The sequence below is a fragment of the Streptomyces sp. NEAU-174 genome, from assembly GCF_052665095.1.
On sequence record NZ_JBQTCE010000003.1, the window covers coordinates 231,167 to 246,644 of the forward strand.

17 protein-coding genes are annotated in these 15,478 nt (G+C 68.5%); 9 read left to right on the forward strand and 8 right to left on the reverse strand.

The genetic code is table 11. The features are described from left to right. Nucleotides 1-20: 20 nt before the first annotated feature. Entirely contained in the window at nt 21-2,051 is a 2,031-nt protein-coding gene (locus tag ACT2CW_RS10410) for a PrsW family glutamic-type intramembrane protease (RefSeq protein WP_445516349.1), read from the reverse strand. Nucleotides 2,052-2,714: 663 nt separating this feature from the next. Between ACT2CW_RS10410 and ACT2CW_RS10415 the strand changes: the two genes are divergently transcribed. The 3 genes from ACT2CW_RS10415 to ACT2CW_RS10425 all read left to right on the forward strand — a co-directional run bounded on the left by ACT2CW_RS10415 (nt 2,715) and on the right by ACT2CW_RS10425 (nt 5,450). Continuing rightward, on the forward strand, nt 2,715-3,656 hold the full coding sequence (locus tag ACT2CW_RS10415; protein WP_445516350.1) for a hypothetical protein: 942 nt from the start codon (nt 2,715-2,717) through the stop codon (nt 3,654-3,656). Nucleotides 3,657-3,689: 33 nt separating this feature from the next. After that, entirely contained in the window at nt 3,690-4,661 is a 972-nt protein-coding gene (locus ACT2CW_RS10420; RefSeq protein ID WP_445516351.1) for a hypothetical protein, read from the forward strand. A gap of 90 nt (nt 4,662-4,751) precedes the next feature. Beyond that, the gene (locus ACT2CW_RS10425; RefSeq protein WP_445516352.1) at nt 4,752-5,450 is read left to right on the forward strand and encodes a hypothetical protein; all 699 of its coding nucleotides are present in this window, start codon (nt 4,752-4,754) and stop codon (nt 5,448-5,450) included. A gap of 30 nt (nt 5,451-5,480) precedes the next feature. Here ACT2CW_RS10425 and ACT2CW_RS10430 read toward each other — a convergent pair whose 3' ends face one another. Next, the gene (locus ACT2CW_RS10430; protein ID WP_445516353.1) at nt 5,481-5,705 is read right to left on the reverse strand and encodes a DUF397 domain-containing protein; all 225 of its coding nucleotides are present in this window, start codon (nt 5,703-5,705) and stop codon (nt 5,481-5,483) included. Then, nucleotides 5,702-6,526 (reverse strand): helix-turn-helix domain-containing protein, encoded by an 825-nt coding sequence (locus ACT2CW_RS10435; RefSeq protein ID WP_445516354.1) that lies wholly within the window; start codon nt 6,524-6,526, stop codon nt 5,702-5,704. Before ACT2CW_RS10435 ends, ACT2CW_RS10430 begins: the two co-directional genes overlap by 4 nt. Nucleotides 6,527-6,886: 360 nt before the next feature. Between ACT2CW_RS10435 and ACT2CW_RS10440 the strand changes: the two genes are divergently transcribed. The 6 genes from ACT2CW_RS10440 (at nt 6,887) to ACT2CW_RS10465 (ending at nt 10,982) form a co-directional block, all read left to right on the forward strand. Continuing rightward, a complete protein-coding gene (locus tag ACT2CW_RS10440; protein WP_167442768.1) occupies nt 6,887-7,048 on the forward strand; it encodes a hypothetical protein in 162 nt (53 codons plus the stop codon). Then, nucleotides 7,045-7,311 (forward strand): hypothetical protein, encoded by a 267-nt coding sequence (locus ACT2CW_RS10445; protein ID WP_445516355.1) that lies wholly within the window; start codon nt 7,045-7,047, stop codon nt 7,309-7,311. Before ACT2CW_RS10440 ends, ACT2CW_RS10445 begins: the two co-directional genes overlap by 4 nt. Nucleotides 7,312-7,572: 261 nt before the next feature. Continuing rightward, nucleotides 7,573-8,961 carry a hypothetical protein gene (locus tag ACT2CW_RS10450; RefSeq protein ID WP_445516356.1) on the forward strand — a complete coding sequence of 463 codons (1,389 nt, stop codon included), beginning with the start codon at nt 7,573-7,575 and terminating at the stop codon, nt 8,959-8,961. 3 nt (nt 8,962-8,964) lie between these two features. Next, nucleotides 8,965-9,810 carry a YhjD/YihY/BrkB family envelope integrity protein gene (locus ACT2CW_RS10455; RefSeq protein ID WP_445516357.1) on the forward strand — a complete coding sequence of 282 codons (846 nt, stop codon included), beginning with the start codon at nt 8,965-8,967 and terminating at the stop codon, nt 9,808-9,810. Nucleotides 9,811-9,987: 177 nt separating this feature from the next. Next, nucleotides 9,988-10,620, forward strand: coding sequence for a glycoside hydrolase family 25 protein (locus tag ACT2CW_RS10460; protein WP_445516358.1), 633 nt, complete (start codon nt 9,988-9,990; stop codon nt 10,618-10,620). Between the two features lie 53 nt (nt 10,621-10,673). Then, nucleotides 10,674-10,982, forward strand: a complete 309-nt coding sequence (locus ACT2CW_RS10465) for a hypothetical protein (protein WP_020868286.1) — start codon at nt 10,674-10,676, stop codon at nt 10,980-10,982. Between the two features lie 79 nt (nt 10,983-11,061). Here ACT2CW_RS10465 and ACT2CW_RS10470 read toward each other — a convergent pair whose 3' ends face one another. The 5 genes from ACT2CW_RS10470 to ACT2CW_RS10490 form a co-directional block, all read right to left on the reverse strand. Then, complete coding sequence (locus tag ACT2CW_RS10470) at nt 11,062-11,292, reverse strand: EF-hand domain-containing protein (protein ID WP_164431755.1); 231 nt, start codon at nt 11,290-11,292, stop codon at nt 11,062-11,064. A 106-nt stretch (nt 11,293-11,398) separates the two neighbouring features. Continuing rightward, nucleotides 11,399-12,046 (reverse strand): N-acetylmuramoyl-L-alanine amidase, encoded by a 648-nt coding sequence (locus ACT2CW_RS10475; RefSeq protein WP_445516359.1) that lies wholly within the window; start codon nt 12,044-12,046, stop codon nt 11,399-11,401. A 462-nt stretch (nt 12,047-12,508) separates the two neighbouring features. Further along, nucleotides 12,509-13,012, reverse strand: coding sequence for an ATP-binding protein (locus tag ACT2CW_RS10480; protein WP_182470850.1), 504 nt, complete (start codon nt 13,010-13,012; stop codon nt 12,509-12,511). A gap of 301 nt (nt 13,013-13,313) precedes the next feature. Next, nucleotides 13,314-14,081, reverse strand: coding sequence for an enoyl-CoA hydratase/isomerase family protein (locus ACT2CW_RS10485; RefSeq protein ID WP_037960906.1), 768 nt, complete (start codon nt 14,079-14,081; stop codon nt 13,314-13,316). A 114-nt stretch (nt 14,082-14,195) separates the two neighbouring features. Beyond that, the gene (locus ACT2CW_RS10490) at nt 14,196-15,413 is read right to left on the reverse strand and encodes a L,D-transpeptidase (protein WP_445516360.1); all 1,218 of its coding nucleotides are present in this window, start codon (nt 15,411-15,413) and stop codon (nt 14,196-14,198) included. Nucleotides 15,414-15,478 lie beyond the last annotated feature (65 nt).

Here is a 15,478-nt window from a genome sequence, read left to right on the forward strand (position 1 = left end):
AGAAACTCCTAGCCAGGCGACTACTTGATCTTACCCTTGGCCGTCACGAGACCCGCTTTCCGCAGCGCACTCTGCATCTGCTGACTCAGCTCATTCCACTTCCGGACGTGACCGTGATAGATGCCGGTGCCATTGTGCGTTTCGTCGAATACCGCGAACTCTCCGGCCTCTTTGTCCACCCCCACCCGTCGCGTCGTATTGGGGTTGAAGGTAATCGAATTCTCCAAGGTGCTCTGAGGATTCGAAGGCTCGGGGGCAGCGTTCCCTCTCTGTGTCTGTCCGTGCTTGGGCGAGGGCTGGAAGGTCAGGTTCTGCTGGTCTTCATCAGCGGACTTCGATGCCTCCTCATTCTGCCGGTCGGGCGAACCGTCAGGCCCTGTTCCGCCGCTCGCGGCCATCAGGACGATGCCCAACGCCCCGTACGCCGCCGCGTGGACGGCGGCCTCGCGGGTGATGACCGTCGCGCCCACTCGGGCGCCCGCCAGGGCGAGGCCGAGGCCGCCGGCGGGGGTGATGAGGGTCAGGAGGGACAGCAGGAGGAGGGCGAAGCCGAGGTAGGCCAGGAAGTTGTTGAGGGCGTCGAGGAGGTGGAGGTTGCGGATGACGGGGCCGTTCGGGGGTGCGCCGTCGGCCAGTCTCAACAACAGCAGCGCACCCACGACACAGCCACCCAGCGCGGTCCAGACGCGGAAGCGGATCGTGGCCAGCGCCTCGCCATGCGGCAGCGCGAGGCTCGCCCGCCACGCCCGCAGCAGTCGGACCAGCTGCCAGCCCGTCCACAACAGGCCCGCGATCCCGAAGCCGACCAGGACGTGGAGCCCGGTGCCCGAGGCGAAGCGCTGTTGAAGGTCGGCCGCGGACGGGAAGGAGCCGATCGCCAGGAGGAGCAGCGCCGGGGTCGCCAGAGCGACGGACACGAGCACGTACCACTTCCGGCGCCGGTCCCGCAGCGTCCCGGCCACCCTCGCCACGGCCCGTAAGTCGACGCCCCGCCAGGCGTGTTCGCGGTCGGAGGCGTCGATCTGGGCGGCGGACCAGGCGACCGTACGGTGCAGGCTCCCGGCGCCGGGGTACGGCGGCGCCCCAGCCGCCGCCCCGTAGAGCAGGGACCGCCGCAAGCGCGCGAAGCGCAGCGCGATCAGCGTGGACCAGGGCACGCCCCAGGCCCCGTACGCCGCCAGCGCGCTCAAGCCGGTCCTGCCCGCGCGTTCGGCCCGCAGCAGGACCCCCGGCACGACCGCCTTCCCCCGCCACAGCTGCCGCAGGTCGACGGCCATGGCGACCGCCAGACACACCAGCGGAGCCGCCCACAGCATCCCCTCGAACGTGTCGACCCGCTCCGCCGCACCCCGGTCCATCGGATGCGCGGCGGCGTAGTTGGTCAGCATGTGGAGCCCGGACGTGGCGGCGAGCGGCAGCACGCCGAGGGCCCGCGCCCAGCCCCGGCCGCGCAGCAGGACCCCGACGCCGAGCGCCGCCATGGCCGTATAGACCAGGTGGGGGCTGGTGGCAGCGGCCGGGGTGCGGTCACCGAGCTCCAATGCGCCCTGAGGAGCGGGGAACCAGGCGGAGAAGACCTGCTCGGCACCCGGGATGTACGGCGCCCGGAGGCTGTCGGGAACGGCCCAGCCGCCGGCCGGGTGCGCGATCGCCCGATCCGCGTCCAGCCCGTACCGCGCCACCGCTTCCAACAGCCCGAACCCGGCCCCCAGCGCCGCGCCGAGCACCACGTAGTCCGTCAGGCCCCACTGCCGACGGATCCTGACGTTCCACGCCACGAGCAGCAGCGGCGCCAGCTTCATCAGCTCTTCGATGACCGGATCGACCGCATAGCTCGCGGTCTTCACGACATCGGTCAGCGACTCCCCGGTGGCCTCGGCGGCCCCGCGCGTATACGCCAACTCCAGCAGCGCCGCCGCGGCCCCGGCCCCGTAGACACCGACCGCGATGGCCAGCAGCGCCGTGGACATGCGCACCGACCGGGTCGGCGAGGACAACACCAGAAGCTGCACCACGCCGTACACGCTCGCGGCCAGCATGAGTAACGCCACGCCCAGTCCCCCCGACTGTTCGGCTCAGGGGGCGAGGCTATGGCTCAGATCATGGTCGCGGCAACGGGCCGCAACGGGACTCCCGCCTGCCGCTCACGGGCCGACCCCGTCCCCGCCGTCGGCGGGCGCCCTTTCCGGCTGCTCCCCCGGTCAGATGAACGGCGTACAGGCGCCGGTCGGCAGGATTCCTGCGGCGCTCGATCAACCCGCGCTCCTCCAACTCGTCGTGACACGGCTCGTACCGTCCAGGGCATGGCTGCTGGGGGTGCTGGGAAGCGGCGCGTACGCAGAGTGCGCTTGGCTTCGGCCCGGTATGGGAGGGATCCGCGCCGCAGCCGGACCCGCAACTGTCGAACCTCTCCGGTGGCAGCCCTCACTCGGTCGGCCTAGCGTGGTTGGTGTAGCGGTCGGCGGGCTGAGAGTCGCCTTCCTGGTGAGGGGTGGTCAGAACTCCACTTCTGCGACCGGTTTTCCAGACATCAGCGCGCATCTGCCTCAACCCGCGCAGTGCCGCCTCCCCCAGGGGAGAGCCATGGGATAGAGCCGGGTGAAGGTCCTGCGGGCCAGGCCGGGACAGGCATCGTGACGCCGGCTTCACGGCGGCGCTCACTGCCCTTGCAGCCCCATTTCATGAAGAGCTCCGGCGGAGGAGTGGAAACGACCATGCAGATGAATGATATGTACCAGAGCGCGATCAACGGGACGTTGAAGTCCGGGTATACAGAGCTGGGACAACCTCTGACGTTCCACAACATGACCACCACGTGCTTGGCCATGTATGAGATCGCTAGCGACGGAACTCGCTGGGGCTGGGACAAGGAAGAGCAGGAGTTCTCGTCCGGACAGCCGTCGGGTCAAATCGTGCAGGGTACGGCCCATCCTGGATATCAGGGCGGCCAGTCGACGACATTGGAACAACCGTACTTGAACGCCTACTGGCTGTTCGTGAACGCTTGGAGTGGCGCGTTCGCCGCGGTCTTCCAGACCCCGACCGATGGCAGCAGTGACATTTACATCACGGATTGGGATCTGCTGGAGCCCAACGACATCGGGACGATACCGACGCCCGACACCGACGCCGGGATCCTTATTCCAACAGATTCACCGCGGATCGTGGTCGGCAGCGGCCTGCTAGGACCTACGGGATATGGGACGCCAAATGTCGTGATCCGGGAACAGTTCTGGCAGCGCCTCCCGGATTCCTACAGCATCGCGCCGGGAGAAACCAAGCATTCATCCTACACCGTGACGTCCGGCAGACAGCAGACCACCTCCGAGTTGAGCACGCTCGAGGCGTCGGTCAACGCGTCAGCCAGTGCCGGCTGGGGGCCGGTGTCTGCGTCCGTCTCGGCCAGCCTGAGCACCTCGTCCACGAATTTCCAGCAGGTCACCGTCACTGAGCAGACGACGTCCTATGTCTCTGAGAAGTACAGCCTCGACCAGGGCGCCGAATCACCCGAAATGATGCTGTACTGGCAACTGGCCGACGTCGTGACGATTTACGACTGGGAAGGAACTCCGCTCGGCTCCATCATCACTGGAACACAGCCGACCGTGATCGGCGGCCCCTACACTCCGCCCAGTCCCGCCGAACTGACGCACTGACGCTTTGACGCTCTGACGCACAGGGGAAAGATCATGCAGATGAACCCGACATATCAGCAGGCCCTCAACGGTACGCTGGTGTCCAAGAACACCGGCAGTACCGGACAGTTCGCCTTCTACAACGCCACGAATATTCCGCTGGGTGGATACCTCATATCCGACACAGGTGTCTGGCTGGGCATGGCGCCGGGCGGCACCAGCTTCGGTCTGGGAAACCCATCGCTACTCCTGAAGCCGTACACCCCGTGGTCGACGTTTACCTCGCCGATCGACTACGGCTGGTATTTTATCTTCGTCAACTACTACAGCGGCGCCTTCGCCGCCGCTTATCCGGCCACAGCCGCAGTACCCTGGCAGGGCGACGAGTACGTACTCACCGTCTCGTCTTCCGATCTGCTCAATCCCAACGACATCGGATCGCCTCCGACTCCCAACGAGGCCGTCGTCATTCCCCCTGACTCGCCCCGGGTGGTGGTCGGCTGCGGAGGCGTCAACGGCAACAGCATTGCCCGGGAGCAGTACTGGCGACGGCTGCCCAGTTCGTACTGCATCGCCAAGGGCGAACAGCGGACGGAGAACTACACGACCACGTCGGGGATCGAGGTCACGACATCGCAGCAGTCACAGCTGGCCGCATCCCTGGGTGTCAGTGCCAGCGCTGGCTGGGGGCCGATCTCGGCCAGCATCTCGGCGTCGGTCAGTGCCAGCTCCAGCACATCCCAGCAAGTTACTACGAACACGCAGAGCACGTCCTTCATTTCCCAGGATTTCGACAACGTCAAGGGTTCGACCGCGCAGATGTTCCTTTATTGGCAGCTCACCGACGTGATCACGGTGTTCGACTCCAACGGGAATGCTCTCTCTTCCCTCATCTACGGCTCCGAGGAACCTGCGGTGATCGGCGGCCCGTACGACCCGTCCCACCTCCCGTCGCGTCCGCTGAAGAAGGAGGTTCCCATGTCTCCGCAGATGCGAGAACTCCTGACGAAAGAGCGAGGAGACTAATCGCGGAATCTGACCGCCCACCCGCAGCGACCTCCCGGTGAGCGGTCTCTCACCTCGGCGCGGTCGACGCGCTTGCGTATGGAGGCACCCATGCCAGAATGGGACGGTGCTAAACTACCACAGCCCAGTCAGGACCTCTTCACGGCCTCCTGTCAATTGACCGACGAAGAGCACGAGATCATCCAGGCAGTTGTGGAGCGGGTCAAGCTGATGGCTGCCGAGAAGCCCAACATACTCGTATCCCTCGCGGTGGGCGCCGGCGATCCGGCCACGGCATGGCAGAACCCGTCGCTAGACGTGGACCCCATGGTCCTTGCCAGGCAAAGCGAACCAGGATATTTCACGGATGCCGCGAAGAATGGCTACTTCGTCATCTCGATCATCCTGAACAGGTCCAGCTTTCCTAAAGAGCAAAATTTCACCCAGACAGAGACCGACTCATTCGTCCAAATACAGGCTCCAGCCAGGTTCCCCCTGAACGACCCACCCACGAGCAAGACATGGGCGGCGCTGGCAGAGCTGGCCGACTTCGTGAAGAAAAAGGGCGGCCTGTGGGTGGTGGCAAACTGTCTGACCGACCACCACTACCAGCGGATCATGGACCTTGTAGCGAAGGGCGGCAGGGTCACCTCCGCGTACCTCCACTCTTATGCCCTCAAGGGGCATACCATCGAGAGGGCGTACAACCTTCACGGGAAGATGTGCCAGTACAAGAATAGCCACTTCGAACGCCTCGGTGACGTCTTCGAGCAGCTGGATACCCAGGGGCTCGTCGTTCTCGCGAGCTGATCAGGTTGATGGTGGATCGTGTCCTGGACTTTAATTGGCCGGGAACTCTCCGTTGCGCACGGCGCTCGTGAAGGAAGTCCACGCCTCCACGGGGAAGACGAGGGCGGGGCCTGCCGGGTGCTTGCTGTCGCGGACGGGGACGACACCGGCAGTGGCGGCTATGGCGAGTGCGAATTCCACGCACTCACCCCCATTACCGTTGCTGTAGCTGGACTTGACCCACTCAGCACGGGACAGGTCGAGGGCAATCCTCATCGGGTGTATTCCTCCATTGCACTACGGATCATGGACAGTGACTGTTCGGGATGGAGCGCAGCAGCCCGCAGCCAGTCGTAGGTGGCTGTCGCATTTGCCACCGCTTCCGGTGAATCGATCAGTTGGCCTGCCATCGCCGTGTCCACGTAGGCGACATTGGGACCTTCGTCGAACGTCAGGAGCGTGTAACTCTCCGATGCGGCGGGCGCCCCCACCGCGAACGGTAGTACCTGAAGGGTGATGTGCGGAGACTCCGCCTCCTCCAGGAGGTGGGCGAGTTGTACGGCCATGACCCCTGAGCCACCCACCGCAGTCCGTAGACACGCCTCGTTCAGGACGCACCAGAGCAGCGGAGGCGGATCCTTCTCCATCACCTCCCGCCTCCGCAATCGCCCGTCCACCAGCTCATCGATCTTGCTCGTGCTCTTCCGGGGGTGCGCGGCCTGGAAGACCGCCCGCGCGTACTCGGGGATCTGGAGCATGCCCATGACCAGCGCCGCCGAGTAGTTCGAGATGCCCGTCGCCTGCCGCTCCAGCTGCACGTACGGCACGAACCAGTCCGGATAGCCGTGCTGGCTGGCCCGCATCCGCAGGCGCGCGAACGTGCCCGGCGTGCCGAAGACCCGGTCGCACGCGTCGGCGAACTCGGGGCTGGCCAAGCGCTCGCCCGCCTCCACCTTGGCCACATATTGCTGTCCGTAGTTGGCCTTCAAGCCCAACTCCCGCTGGCTCAGCTCCGCCTGTAACCGCCAGGTCCGTACCTCGGCTCCGAGGAACGCCGCCCCGCTGGATGGTTCCTGGCCTTCCTTGACCTCGCTCACCTGTGGTTCTCCCCTCACCCCAAGCTTCTTGGTGTGCCCCGATCCCTGTTGCGCGTGGCCCCGCAGGGCAACGCTGGGAGTACACAGAGTGATTAAAGCTCGCAAGACACATCCAGGTCAGGAAGAACCCCCCATGGTGTTTCCCTCCGAACACATCACCGAATCCACCCGACATCGCGTCGCGGACCGGGTCACCCGCGAGATGCGGGAAGTGGCGCGGCGACGTGGCTGGAGTTCGGCGGGCCCGGCCGAGCCACCGGTGGGAGGGACCCCGTGCGTCCTCTTCTGCGGGGCGCTCCCCGAAGACCTCGCACGGCGCCAGGAGCCGCCCACACCCACATCCACACCGGAGAGTGACCGTTGAACGACACCTGCCCCACCTGCCGCCACTACGCGGCACTGCGCGAACAGGCCAAACGAGCCGGTGACCACAGCAAGGCCACCGACTACGAGGTACTGCGCCGACGCCACCCCGCCCACACCGTCCACATCCCCCGCCAGCCCGAAGGACGAGCCGTATGAACCACCAGCTCCAGCAGCCACAGCCCAGCACCCGTCCAGCACCCGCCCTCGGCCAGGTGGCGTACGACCCGGCCAGTGGCCGTACCGGCGTGGTGCAGGCGGTGCACAGCGTCGCCGAATTGTGCTTCGACCACCGGATGAGCAGCGATCGCGTCGCGTTCCTCCGGCCGGAGCGAGGCGGCGTCGAGTGGACGGCCGACGCCGGGGCCCTCCGTTTCCCGGCGGACGGGGAGGGCGGCGGGCAACACCCGCACGCGCCGTAGCCATGCTCGGTGCGGTGCGCGCCCCGCCGCCGTCCTGACGGTGGTCAGTGCCAGTCGCCGCACCCCGCGCCAGGCTCGCCACCACGTCGGCTCCCGGCTCCCGACTCCGGGCTCCCGGCCGTGAATCGAAACGGCCCGTCGCCGCGTTTCCAGAACCTCGGACCGCGGATCGAGGAGATGCGCCGTCCGCCGGGCTGAGCAGTGCCCTGACGCCGCCGCTGCCCGGTGGCGCCTCCCTCCGTCCCGTGCGAGGGAGGACCCATGGATCCGTCCGGCGACGCCTCCGGCCCCGCCGAGCCGCCTCATCCGCTGAGCGGGAGCGAGCGAAGGGAGTACGAGCGGCTGCGCGAGGCGGCGGCCGTGCGCCATCGGCGGCTTCGCCACGTGGGCGCGTGTGTGCTGCTCGTCCTGGCGGTTCTGCTCTCCCCGCTCGCCGTCGTCGCCACCTGGCTGCACGAAGAGATCACCGACCCCCACCGGTATGTCCAGACCGTCGCCCCGATCGCCAGGAACCCCGGGGTCCAGGCCACCGTCACCAACCGGCTCACCAAACGCGTGGTCGACCGGGTCGACGTGCCCGCCATCACCGCCCACCTCGCCAGGAACCTCGACAAGACCGGAGCCCCGTCCGTCGTCGTGGACGGCACCCGGATGCTCGGCGGGCCGCTGGAGAGTGCCCTCACCAACGCCGTGCGGCGCGTGGTCCACAAGGCGATCGCCAGCGAGCAGTTCCCGTTGGTGTGGGACGCGGCCAACCGCCGTGCCCACGCCGCCGTCGTCAAGGTCCTCACCGGTGAGGGCACCAGCGCGGTCCAGGCCCGCGGGAACGCGATCGTCCTGGACATCGGCACCCTCGTCGACAACGTCAAACAGCGCCTCGTCCGGGCGGGCTACGAGAAGGCCGCCAAGATCCCGCACATCGACCGGCAGTTCACGCTGGCGCGGACGGACAAGCTGGACGAGGCACAAGGCGCGATGCGCCTCCTCGACGTCGTCGGCACCTGGCTGCCCGCCGTGACGATCGTGCTCGCCGCGCTCGCCGTGTGGACCTCCCCCGCGCATCGGATCACGCTGCTGGCCGCCGGGGTCGGTACGGCGGTGATGATGATCGCGCTACTGGTCGGCCTGGCCGTGGTGCGCGGCGTCTACCTGGACTCCGTCCCGCCCACGACCCTGCCCCGGGGCCCGGCGGCCTTCATCTTCGACACGCTCGTACGCTTCCTGCGCGAAAGCACCCGCACCCTTCTCGTCGTCGCGATCGTCACCGCGCTCGCCGCGTATCTGTACGGCCCCGGGCGCGGGGCCCGCGTCGTGCGCTCGGCCGCGGCGCGCGGCACCGGCGCCATCGGCCGGGGGCTGGCCCGCGTCGGAGCCCGCACCGGGGGGTTCGGCCGCTGGCTGGACACCCATCGGGCCTGGACCACCGGCGTGGTGATCACGGGCGGCGCGCTGGCCCTGGTGCTGTGGAACCACCCCACTCCGGCGTCCGTCGGGCTCGTCCTCGGCGTCGTCGTGGGGGTCCTGGCAGTGCTCGGCATCCTCGCCGGGGCGTCCGGGCCTACGGCGAAGGGCCGGACCGCGTCCGGGCCCACGGCGAGCGGCCCCGCCCCCGATGGCCCCGCCGTCGGCGGCCGTCCTGGGCATCCCTGACCCATGAGGGCGCCGCGGACGCTGTGGGAGCGCGTCACGACCGCCATCGGCGGCGGCCCGGCCGCCCGGTTCCTGGAACGGCTGGCGGCGGTGAACGTGCTGGAAGCCGCCACCCGGCTGGCGGCCCAGGCGTTCCTCACCGCCCTCCCCCTGCTGATGGCGGTGGCGGCCTTCGTCCCCGACGCGTTGCAGAACCTCCTGGCCGACTCGCTGCGCTCGGTGGTGGGCGTGCGCGGTGACGTCCTCGACGAGGTACGCCGTACGTTCACCACCCGGGGAACGGCGAAGAACACCTCGGGGGTCGTCGGACTGCTGGTCGCCCTGGTGTCCGCGACGGCGTTCAGCAGGGCGCTCCAGGCGATCTGCGAACGCTGCTGGGGGCTGCCCAGGGCGGCGGTGCGCGTCACGGCGTGGCGCTGGCTGCTGTGGCTGCTCGTCTGGCTCGCGGTGCTCCTCGTCCAGGCGCCGGTGCGCAGGGGGTTCGGCACCGGCATCGTCTCCGGGCTGGCGCTGTCCGTGCTGTCGGCCGTACTGCTGTGGTGGTGGACCCAGCATCTCCTGCTGAGCGGCCGCGTCACCTGGACGCATCTGCTGCCGGGCGCCGTGCTCGCCGGTGTGGGAACCGTCCTGCTGGGTTACCTCTCCCGGCTGCTCATGCCCGTGGCCATGGCCCGCAGCCTCGCCGACTTCGGCCCGCTCGGCCCCGTTTTCACCCTTCTGACCTGGCTGATCGTCGTCTTCCTCATCGCCGTTGCCGGTCTCGCGGCCGGACCGGCGGTGGCCTCGTCGGCCTGGTACGCACGGACCATCGGCCCGCCGCGGGGAAGTCCGGGACGCAAGCGGACCTGACGGCCCGGACCGGACCGGCCCGCCCCGCTTCGTGGAGCGGTGGTTCAAACCCCGCCCCGTCTCCCTCGGTGTGGCACCGAACGGCTGCGGATCGCGATCCCGTCCCAGTAGGGTCCTGCGTACGAGAGGGGGAATAACACCCGTGTATTCACCCGTTCTTGACCCGAGGTAGGCGCCATGCTGCACGGCATCGACGTGAGTTCGCACCAGTCCACGTTCGACGCGGACGGACTGGCCTTCGTCTTCATCAAGGCCACCGAAGGCCGGTCATACATCAACCCGAAGCAGACCTCGCAGGCGTCCCGGGCGCGCAAGGCGGGATGCGTCGTCGGCTTCTACCACTTCCTGTGGCCGGGCAATATCGCGGCACAGGCGCGCTACTTCGTCGAGAAGTGCGCGTCCCAGAAGCACGATCTGCTCGCCGTGGACTGGGAGACCACCGGTTCCGGCACCCGCGCCAGCAACGCCGAGAAGGACCGGTTCATCCGCGAGGTCAAGAAGCTGCGGCCCACCCACCGGGTGATGCTCTACTGCAACCGGAACTTCTGGCTCAACTACGACACCACGTCGTACGCGGGCGACGGCCTGTGGATAGCGGACTACGTGACGGCGGGCAAGCCGCGCATCAAGGCGAAGTGGCGAATCCACCAGTACACCGACCGCCCGCTGGACAAGGACGTGGCGAACTTCTCCAGCAAGTCCGCGCTCCAGGCCTGGGCCGACCCCAGCCGGGCGGCGCTCACCGCCGATGAGGAGACGGAGGACGTGGCGGACGCGGAGACCGCGGAGACCGCGGAGGACGGGGCCTGACCGGCCCCGGGCCCCTCGGGGCGTTGTCGGTGGGGGCGCCTACGCTGCCCGGTATGAGTTACGCAGACCTGCGCGAACTCCGCAGCGCGCTCACCACCGCGTCGGACATCGCCTTCTCGCTGGACGCCGCACCCTCCGGGCCGGAGACCGAGCTGCTCACCGACGCCCTGCGGCGGGCGCTCGCCGCGGCGGGGTCGCTGACCGCCGAGCACGGTTCCACGGGCTGCCCGGAGCATCCGCGCGGAGCCGTCGATCCGCTGTACGGGGATCCGGACGACCCGCTGCCGCCCGGCTACGGCCGCTGTCTGCTGTGCAACGACCGCAGACGGCGGGCCGGCGCACAGCGGCGCGGCTGGCGCTGAGCGCGCCGGCCGCGCCGTCGTCCGTACGGCCCGTGTCGCCGGTCCTCGGCCAGCTCAGCGGGTCCGTTCACGGCCCGTTTCAGCCGGTCTTCTCGCCGCTCTTGTTCTGGGCCGCCCAGAACTCGTCGAAGGTGAGCAGACCGTCACCGTTGGAGTCGTGGGCGTTGATGACGGCCTGGGCGACGGGCTCCGTGACATACGGGTCCCCCAGCTGCGCCATCACGCTCTTGTACTCGGCCGCGGTGATCTGGCCGTCACCGTTGAGGTCATACCGCTCGAACGCCTTGCGCGCCGCCTCGATGTCCGCCACCTGTTCCGCCCCTTCCGTGCGTTTCCTGACCCGCACAGATTAGCGGTCGGGGGTGGCCGGTTCGTCTCGGCCGTGTCACGGCGCGCTCGGCGTTCGGTTCGCGGCCTCAGGCCCGGCGGTGTACCCGGCTCCCTCCGTTGACCAGCCTCATATAGCGGTCCCAGTCCCACAGCGGGCCGGGGTCGGTGTGGTCGGTGCCGGGGACCTCCACATGGCCGATGATGTGGTCGCGGTTCTTGGGGATGCCGTAACGGTCGCAGACGGCCGCGGTCAGGGCGGCGGACGAGGCGTACATCTCGTCCGTGAACCACTTGGGGTCGTCCACCCAGCCCTCGTGCTCGATGCCGATGCTGCGGTTGTTGTAGTCCTTGTTGCCCGCGTGCCAGGCGACGTCCTTCTCCCGGACGAACTGCCCGATGTAGCCGTCGGCCGAGGCGACCATGTAGTGGGTGGAGACCTGCTTGGCCGGGTCCTGGAAGATCTTCATCGCGTCCGGGAAGGTCTCCTGCGTCACATGGATGACGACGAAGTCGATCGGATACGAGGTCGGGCGGCTGGAGACGCGGTAGTTGGAGGAGGAGGCCGGGATCCAGTGGGTGGGGGGATAGGCGGCCGCGCGGCGGCGGCGTCTGTCGTCGGCGTGGGCGGTGGTGGCCGTCGCCGCGGTGGCGGCGAGTCCGGTGGCGGCGGTGGCGAGATAGGCGCCCGAGCGGAGCAGGGCGCGCCGGGTGGGGGTGCGGCCGTGCGCTTCCATGGGGGTCTCCCGAATGTCGTAGCGGGGACAAATAGCGGGGACAAAGGGGGTGACGCGTGGGGGTGTGACGCGCGTAGCGCGCTTCCATGGTGAGTCCTCGGCAGGGCCATGCCAAGAACCGCCGCGCAAAGAAAGATTTCGTGTCACGGTCTGGACCACTGGAGTTTTGAAAGAATCAGGTCGACAACAAAGGAGATTTGCCGCTCTACCCGCCATTAACAAGGCAAGTGTTACACCTCACCTTGGATTGGCTTGGAAGTGGTCTACCACCTCTGCGATAGTCGGGGCCGCGACCCCCATTGACCCGAGCGAGGTCGCTTCCCCCGAATGCCACGGCGAACACCCCTTTCGCGCCATGGCCGGGGAGGGAAGGGGCCCCGGTGCCGTCGGCGCACGACGACACCGGGGCCCCTTTCACGCTCCTTCACGCTCCGCGCGTGGTCCGTACCGGCGTACGCACGATCAGTTTTCGGCCACTCGCATCTCAAACCAGGTCGTCTTGCCGCACGGCAGCAGATCGACCCCCCACCGCTGGGAGAGCTGGTCGACCAGCATCAGCCCGCGCCCGCTGGTGTCGAGATCCCCCACCGGCATCAGACACGGCAGCCCCCGGGACGGGTCGCGGACCTCGACCCGGATCCAGCCGCGCCGCCGCAGCATCCGCAGCCCGAAGGTGCGGGCGCCGGTGTGCCGTACGGCGTTGCCGACGAGCTCGGAGACCAGCAGCACCGTGTGCTCGGCGAGCTGATGACCCAGCCCCCAGTCCCGCGCCACCACGAATTCGGCCATCCGGCGGGCGGTCCCCGCGGACTCGGGGCGGGAGGGCAGCCGCACCTCCTCGCACGCGGGGTTCCCGAAGAGGTCAAGCGCCCTGAGGGCCAGATCATCCTCGACGGACGGCGCCCCCCGCACCGCAGCCGTACCAGTGCGCTGCCGCGGCTGCTCCATTCCCTCCAAGCCCGCCATGCCCCCCATCATGGCCGCCCAAAAGGCCATCCGGGGCGGAACCATGGGATTCCGACCACCGGAGCCCCAGGCTCCATACATCCGATCCGACATATGCCAAGGGCAGTTGGGGAACCGCAGCGCCCCATCTGACCAGCGATGTCACCGCGCGTACGCGTGATCACCCAGCGTACCGGACCGGGTCAATCGAGGGCCGACCGTTGGCGAAGAAAATTCGCTCGCACGGGGCATACGCGGCTCCACGACCCCGGCCGGGGTGGCTTCACAAACCCCGGCCGAGGCGATCGGAACCGGTCGGGTGTCAGCGGAACGTGGCCTTGCCCGGCCCGTCCTCGACAAAGCTGCGCATCCCGATCTCCCGGTCCTCGGTGGCGAACAGCCCGGCGAACCAGTTCCGTTCGATGGCGAGACCGCTGTCGAGGTCCGTCTCCAGCCCCCGGTCCACCGACTCCTTGGCCGCGCGCAGCGCGATCGCCGGGCCCTTGGCCAGCTTCGCCGCCCAGGCGTGGGCCTGCTCATAGACCTCCTCGGCCGGTACCACCCGGTCCACCAGGCCGATGGCGAGCGCCTCGTCGGCCTTGACCTGACGGCCCGTGAAGATGAGGTCCTTGGCCTTGGCCGGTCCGACCAGCCGGGCCAGCCGCTGGGTGCCGCCCGCGCCGGGGATCAGACCGAGCAGGATCTCGGGCTGGCCGAGCTTGGCGTTCTCGGCGGCGATACGGAAGTCGGCGCACAGCGCCAGCTCGCAGCCGCCGCCGAGGGCGTAGCCGGTGACGGCGGCGACCACGGGCTTGGGGATGCGGGCCACGGCGGTGAAGGACTCCTGGAGGTCACCGGAGCGGGCCACCATCGCGGCGTGGTCCATCTCCCGCATCTCCTTGATGTCCGCGCCGGCCGCGAACACCTTCTCACCACCCCAGATGACCACCGCGCGCACATCGTCGCGGCGGGTCACCTCGGCCGCGAGCTCCCGCAGCCGGTCCTGGGTGGCGATGTCGAGCGCGTTCATCGGGGGGCGGTCAAGGCGGAAGGTGGCGACGCCGTCGGCAACCTCGAGGTTCACAGTCATGAGCGCAGGTTAGCGCCCGCTAACAAGGGAGCGGAGGGGCGGGGGTGGCACCGGGAGGAACGCCGGGGCCGGTGCCGGGGCGCCCCCGACCCGGCGCCCGGACACCTGCCGAGGTCACGCCTTCCACTTCTCCCAGGACATGTTCCAGCCGTTGAGCCCGTTGTCCGGCTGGACGGTCTCGTCATGGGAGTTCTTCACGATGACCACATCGCCGAGGATCGACTTCCGGAAGAACCAGGCCGCCGGGGTGGAGGGATCCCCTCCGCCGCGCTGGTCGAACAGGCCCACACAGCCGTGGCTGACATTGGACGAACCGAACGTGGGCCGCCCCGCCCAGTAGTTGCCGTGGATGAAGGTGCCCGAGGTCGACAGCCGCATCGCGTGCGGCACGTCCTTGATGTCGTACTCCCCGTCGAAGCCGACCGTGGCGCCGTCCATCCGGGTCACCGGATGCTTCTCGCTGATCACCATCTTGCCGTTGTAGGTCTCATGGCCGGGCGCGCCCGAGGTGATGGGGATGGTCTTGATGGTCTTGCCGTCCCGCTTGACCGTCATCTTCTTGGACTTGGCGTCGACGACGGAGATCTGGCTGCGGCCGATGGTGAACGTCACGGACTTCCGCTGCTCGCCGTAGACCCCCGGCCTGCCCTCGACCCCGTCGAGGTCCAGCCGGAGCGTCACCTTGGTGCCGGCCTTCCAGTACTTCTCGGGGCGGAAGTCCAGCCGGTCGTTGCCGAACCAGTGGCCCTCGATCGGCACCGACGGCGAGGCGCTGACCTTTATCCCCTTCTCCACGTCCGCCGGGTGGGTGATGCCGCGGGTGAAGTGGAGCGAGACCGGCATGCCGACGCCGACCGTCGTGCCGTCCTCCGGGGTGTAGATGCCCACGAAGGTGTTCTTGGGGCGGAGGGTGGTGAAGGTGGCGTGCTTGGCCGTGGTCAGACCGTGGGCGTCCTTGGCGACCGCGTCCACGGTGTAGGTGGTGTCCGAGCGGAGATGGGTGTCGGGCCGCCAGCTCTTCCCGCCCTGGGCGATCTTCCCCTCGACCGGGGTGCCCTTCGCGTCCTTGACCTTGACCGAGGACAGGGTGCCCTTCGCCGAGGTGACCTTCAGCGCGCCGCTGGTGTCCACGTCCTTGGCGCCGTCCTTGGGCGCGATGGTCACCACGGCGCGGGAGGTCCTGGGCCGGTCGCCCTTGCCGTCCTTGCCCTTCTCACCGTCATCGTCGGAGCCGCCGCACGCGGCCACCGCCATCAGCAACACCCCGAGCAGCAGCGCGAGAAGCCCCTTGCGGCCGCCCCGCACCGCCTCCGGTATCCGCCGCACCGTCACAACAGCTCTCCCCTCCCCAGGGCCGCGCCCCCGCGGCAACCCCGACACGCACAAGGCGCTCCTGG

Excerpts from the sequence above, each read along its gene's own strand:
- ACT2CW_RS10455 (WP_445516357.1), top strand. The coding sequence starts at position 8,965 with ATGAGGGCGCCGCGGACGCTGTGGGAGCGCGTCACGACCGCCATCGGC.
- ACT2CW_RS10420 (WP_445516351.1), top strand. The coding sequence starts at position 3,690 with ATGCAGATGAACCCGACATATCAGCAGGCCCTCAACGGTACGCTGGTG.
- ACT2CW_RS10445 (WP_445516355.1), top strand. The coding sequence starts at position 7,045 with ATGAACCACCAGCTCCAGCAGCCACAGCCCAGCACCCGTCCAGCACCC.
- ACT2CW_RS10450 (WP_445516356.1), top strand. The coding sequence starts at position 7,573 with ATGGATCCGTCCGGCGACGCCTCCGGCCCCGCCGAGCCGCCTCATCCG.
- ACT2CW_RS10460 (WP_445516358.1), top strand. The coding sequence starts at position 9,988 with ATGCTGCACGGCATCGACGTGAGTTCGCACCAGTCCACGTTCGACGCG.
- ACT2CW_RS10475 (WP_445516359.1), bottom strand. The coding sequence starts at position 12,046 with ATGGAAGCGCACGGCCGCACCCCCACCCGGCGCGCCCTGCTCCGCTCG.
- ACT2CW_RS10465 (WP_020868286.1), top strand. The coding sequence starts at position 10,674 with ATGAGTTACGCAGACCTGCGCGAACTCCGCAGCGCGCTCACCACCGCG.
- ACT2CW_RS10480 (WP_182470850.1), bottom strand. The coding sequence starts at position 13,012 with ATGGCGGGCTTGGAGGGAATGGAGCAGCCGCGGCAGCGCACTGGTACG.
- ACT2CW_RS10485 (WP_037960906.1), bottom strand. The coding sequence starts at position 14,081 with ATGACTGTGAACCTCGAGGTTGCCGACGGCGTCGCCACCTTCCGCCTT.
- ACT2CW_RS10415 (WP_445516350.1), top strand. The coding sequence starts at position 2,715 with ATGCAGATGAATGATATGTACCAGAGCGCGATCAACGGGACGTTGAAG.
- ACT2CW_RS10425 (WP_445516352.1), top strand. The coding sequence starts at position 4,752 with ATGCCAGAATGGGACGGTGCTAAACTACCACAGCCCAGTCAGGACCTC.
- ACT2CW_RS10430 (WP_445516353.1), bottom strand. The coding sequence starts at position 5,705 with ATGAGGATTGCCCTCGACCTGTCCCGTGCTGAGTGGGTCAAGTCCAGC.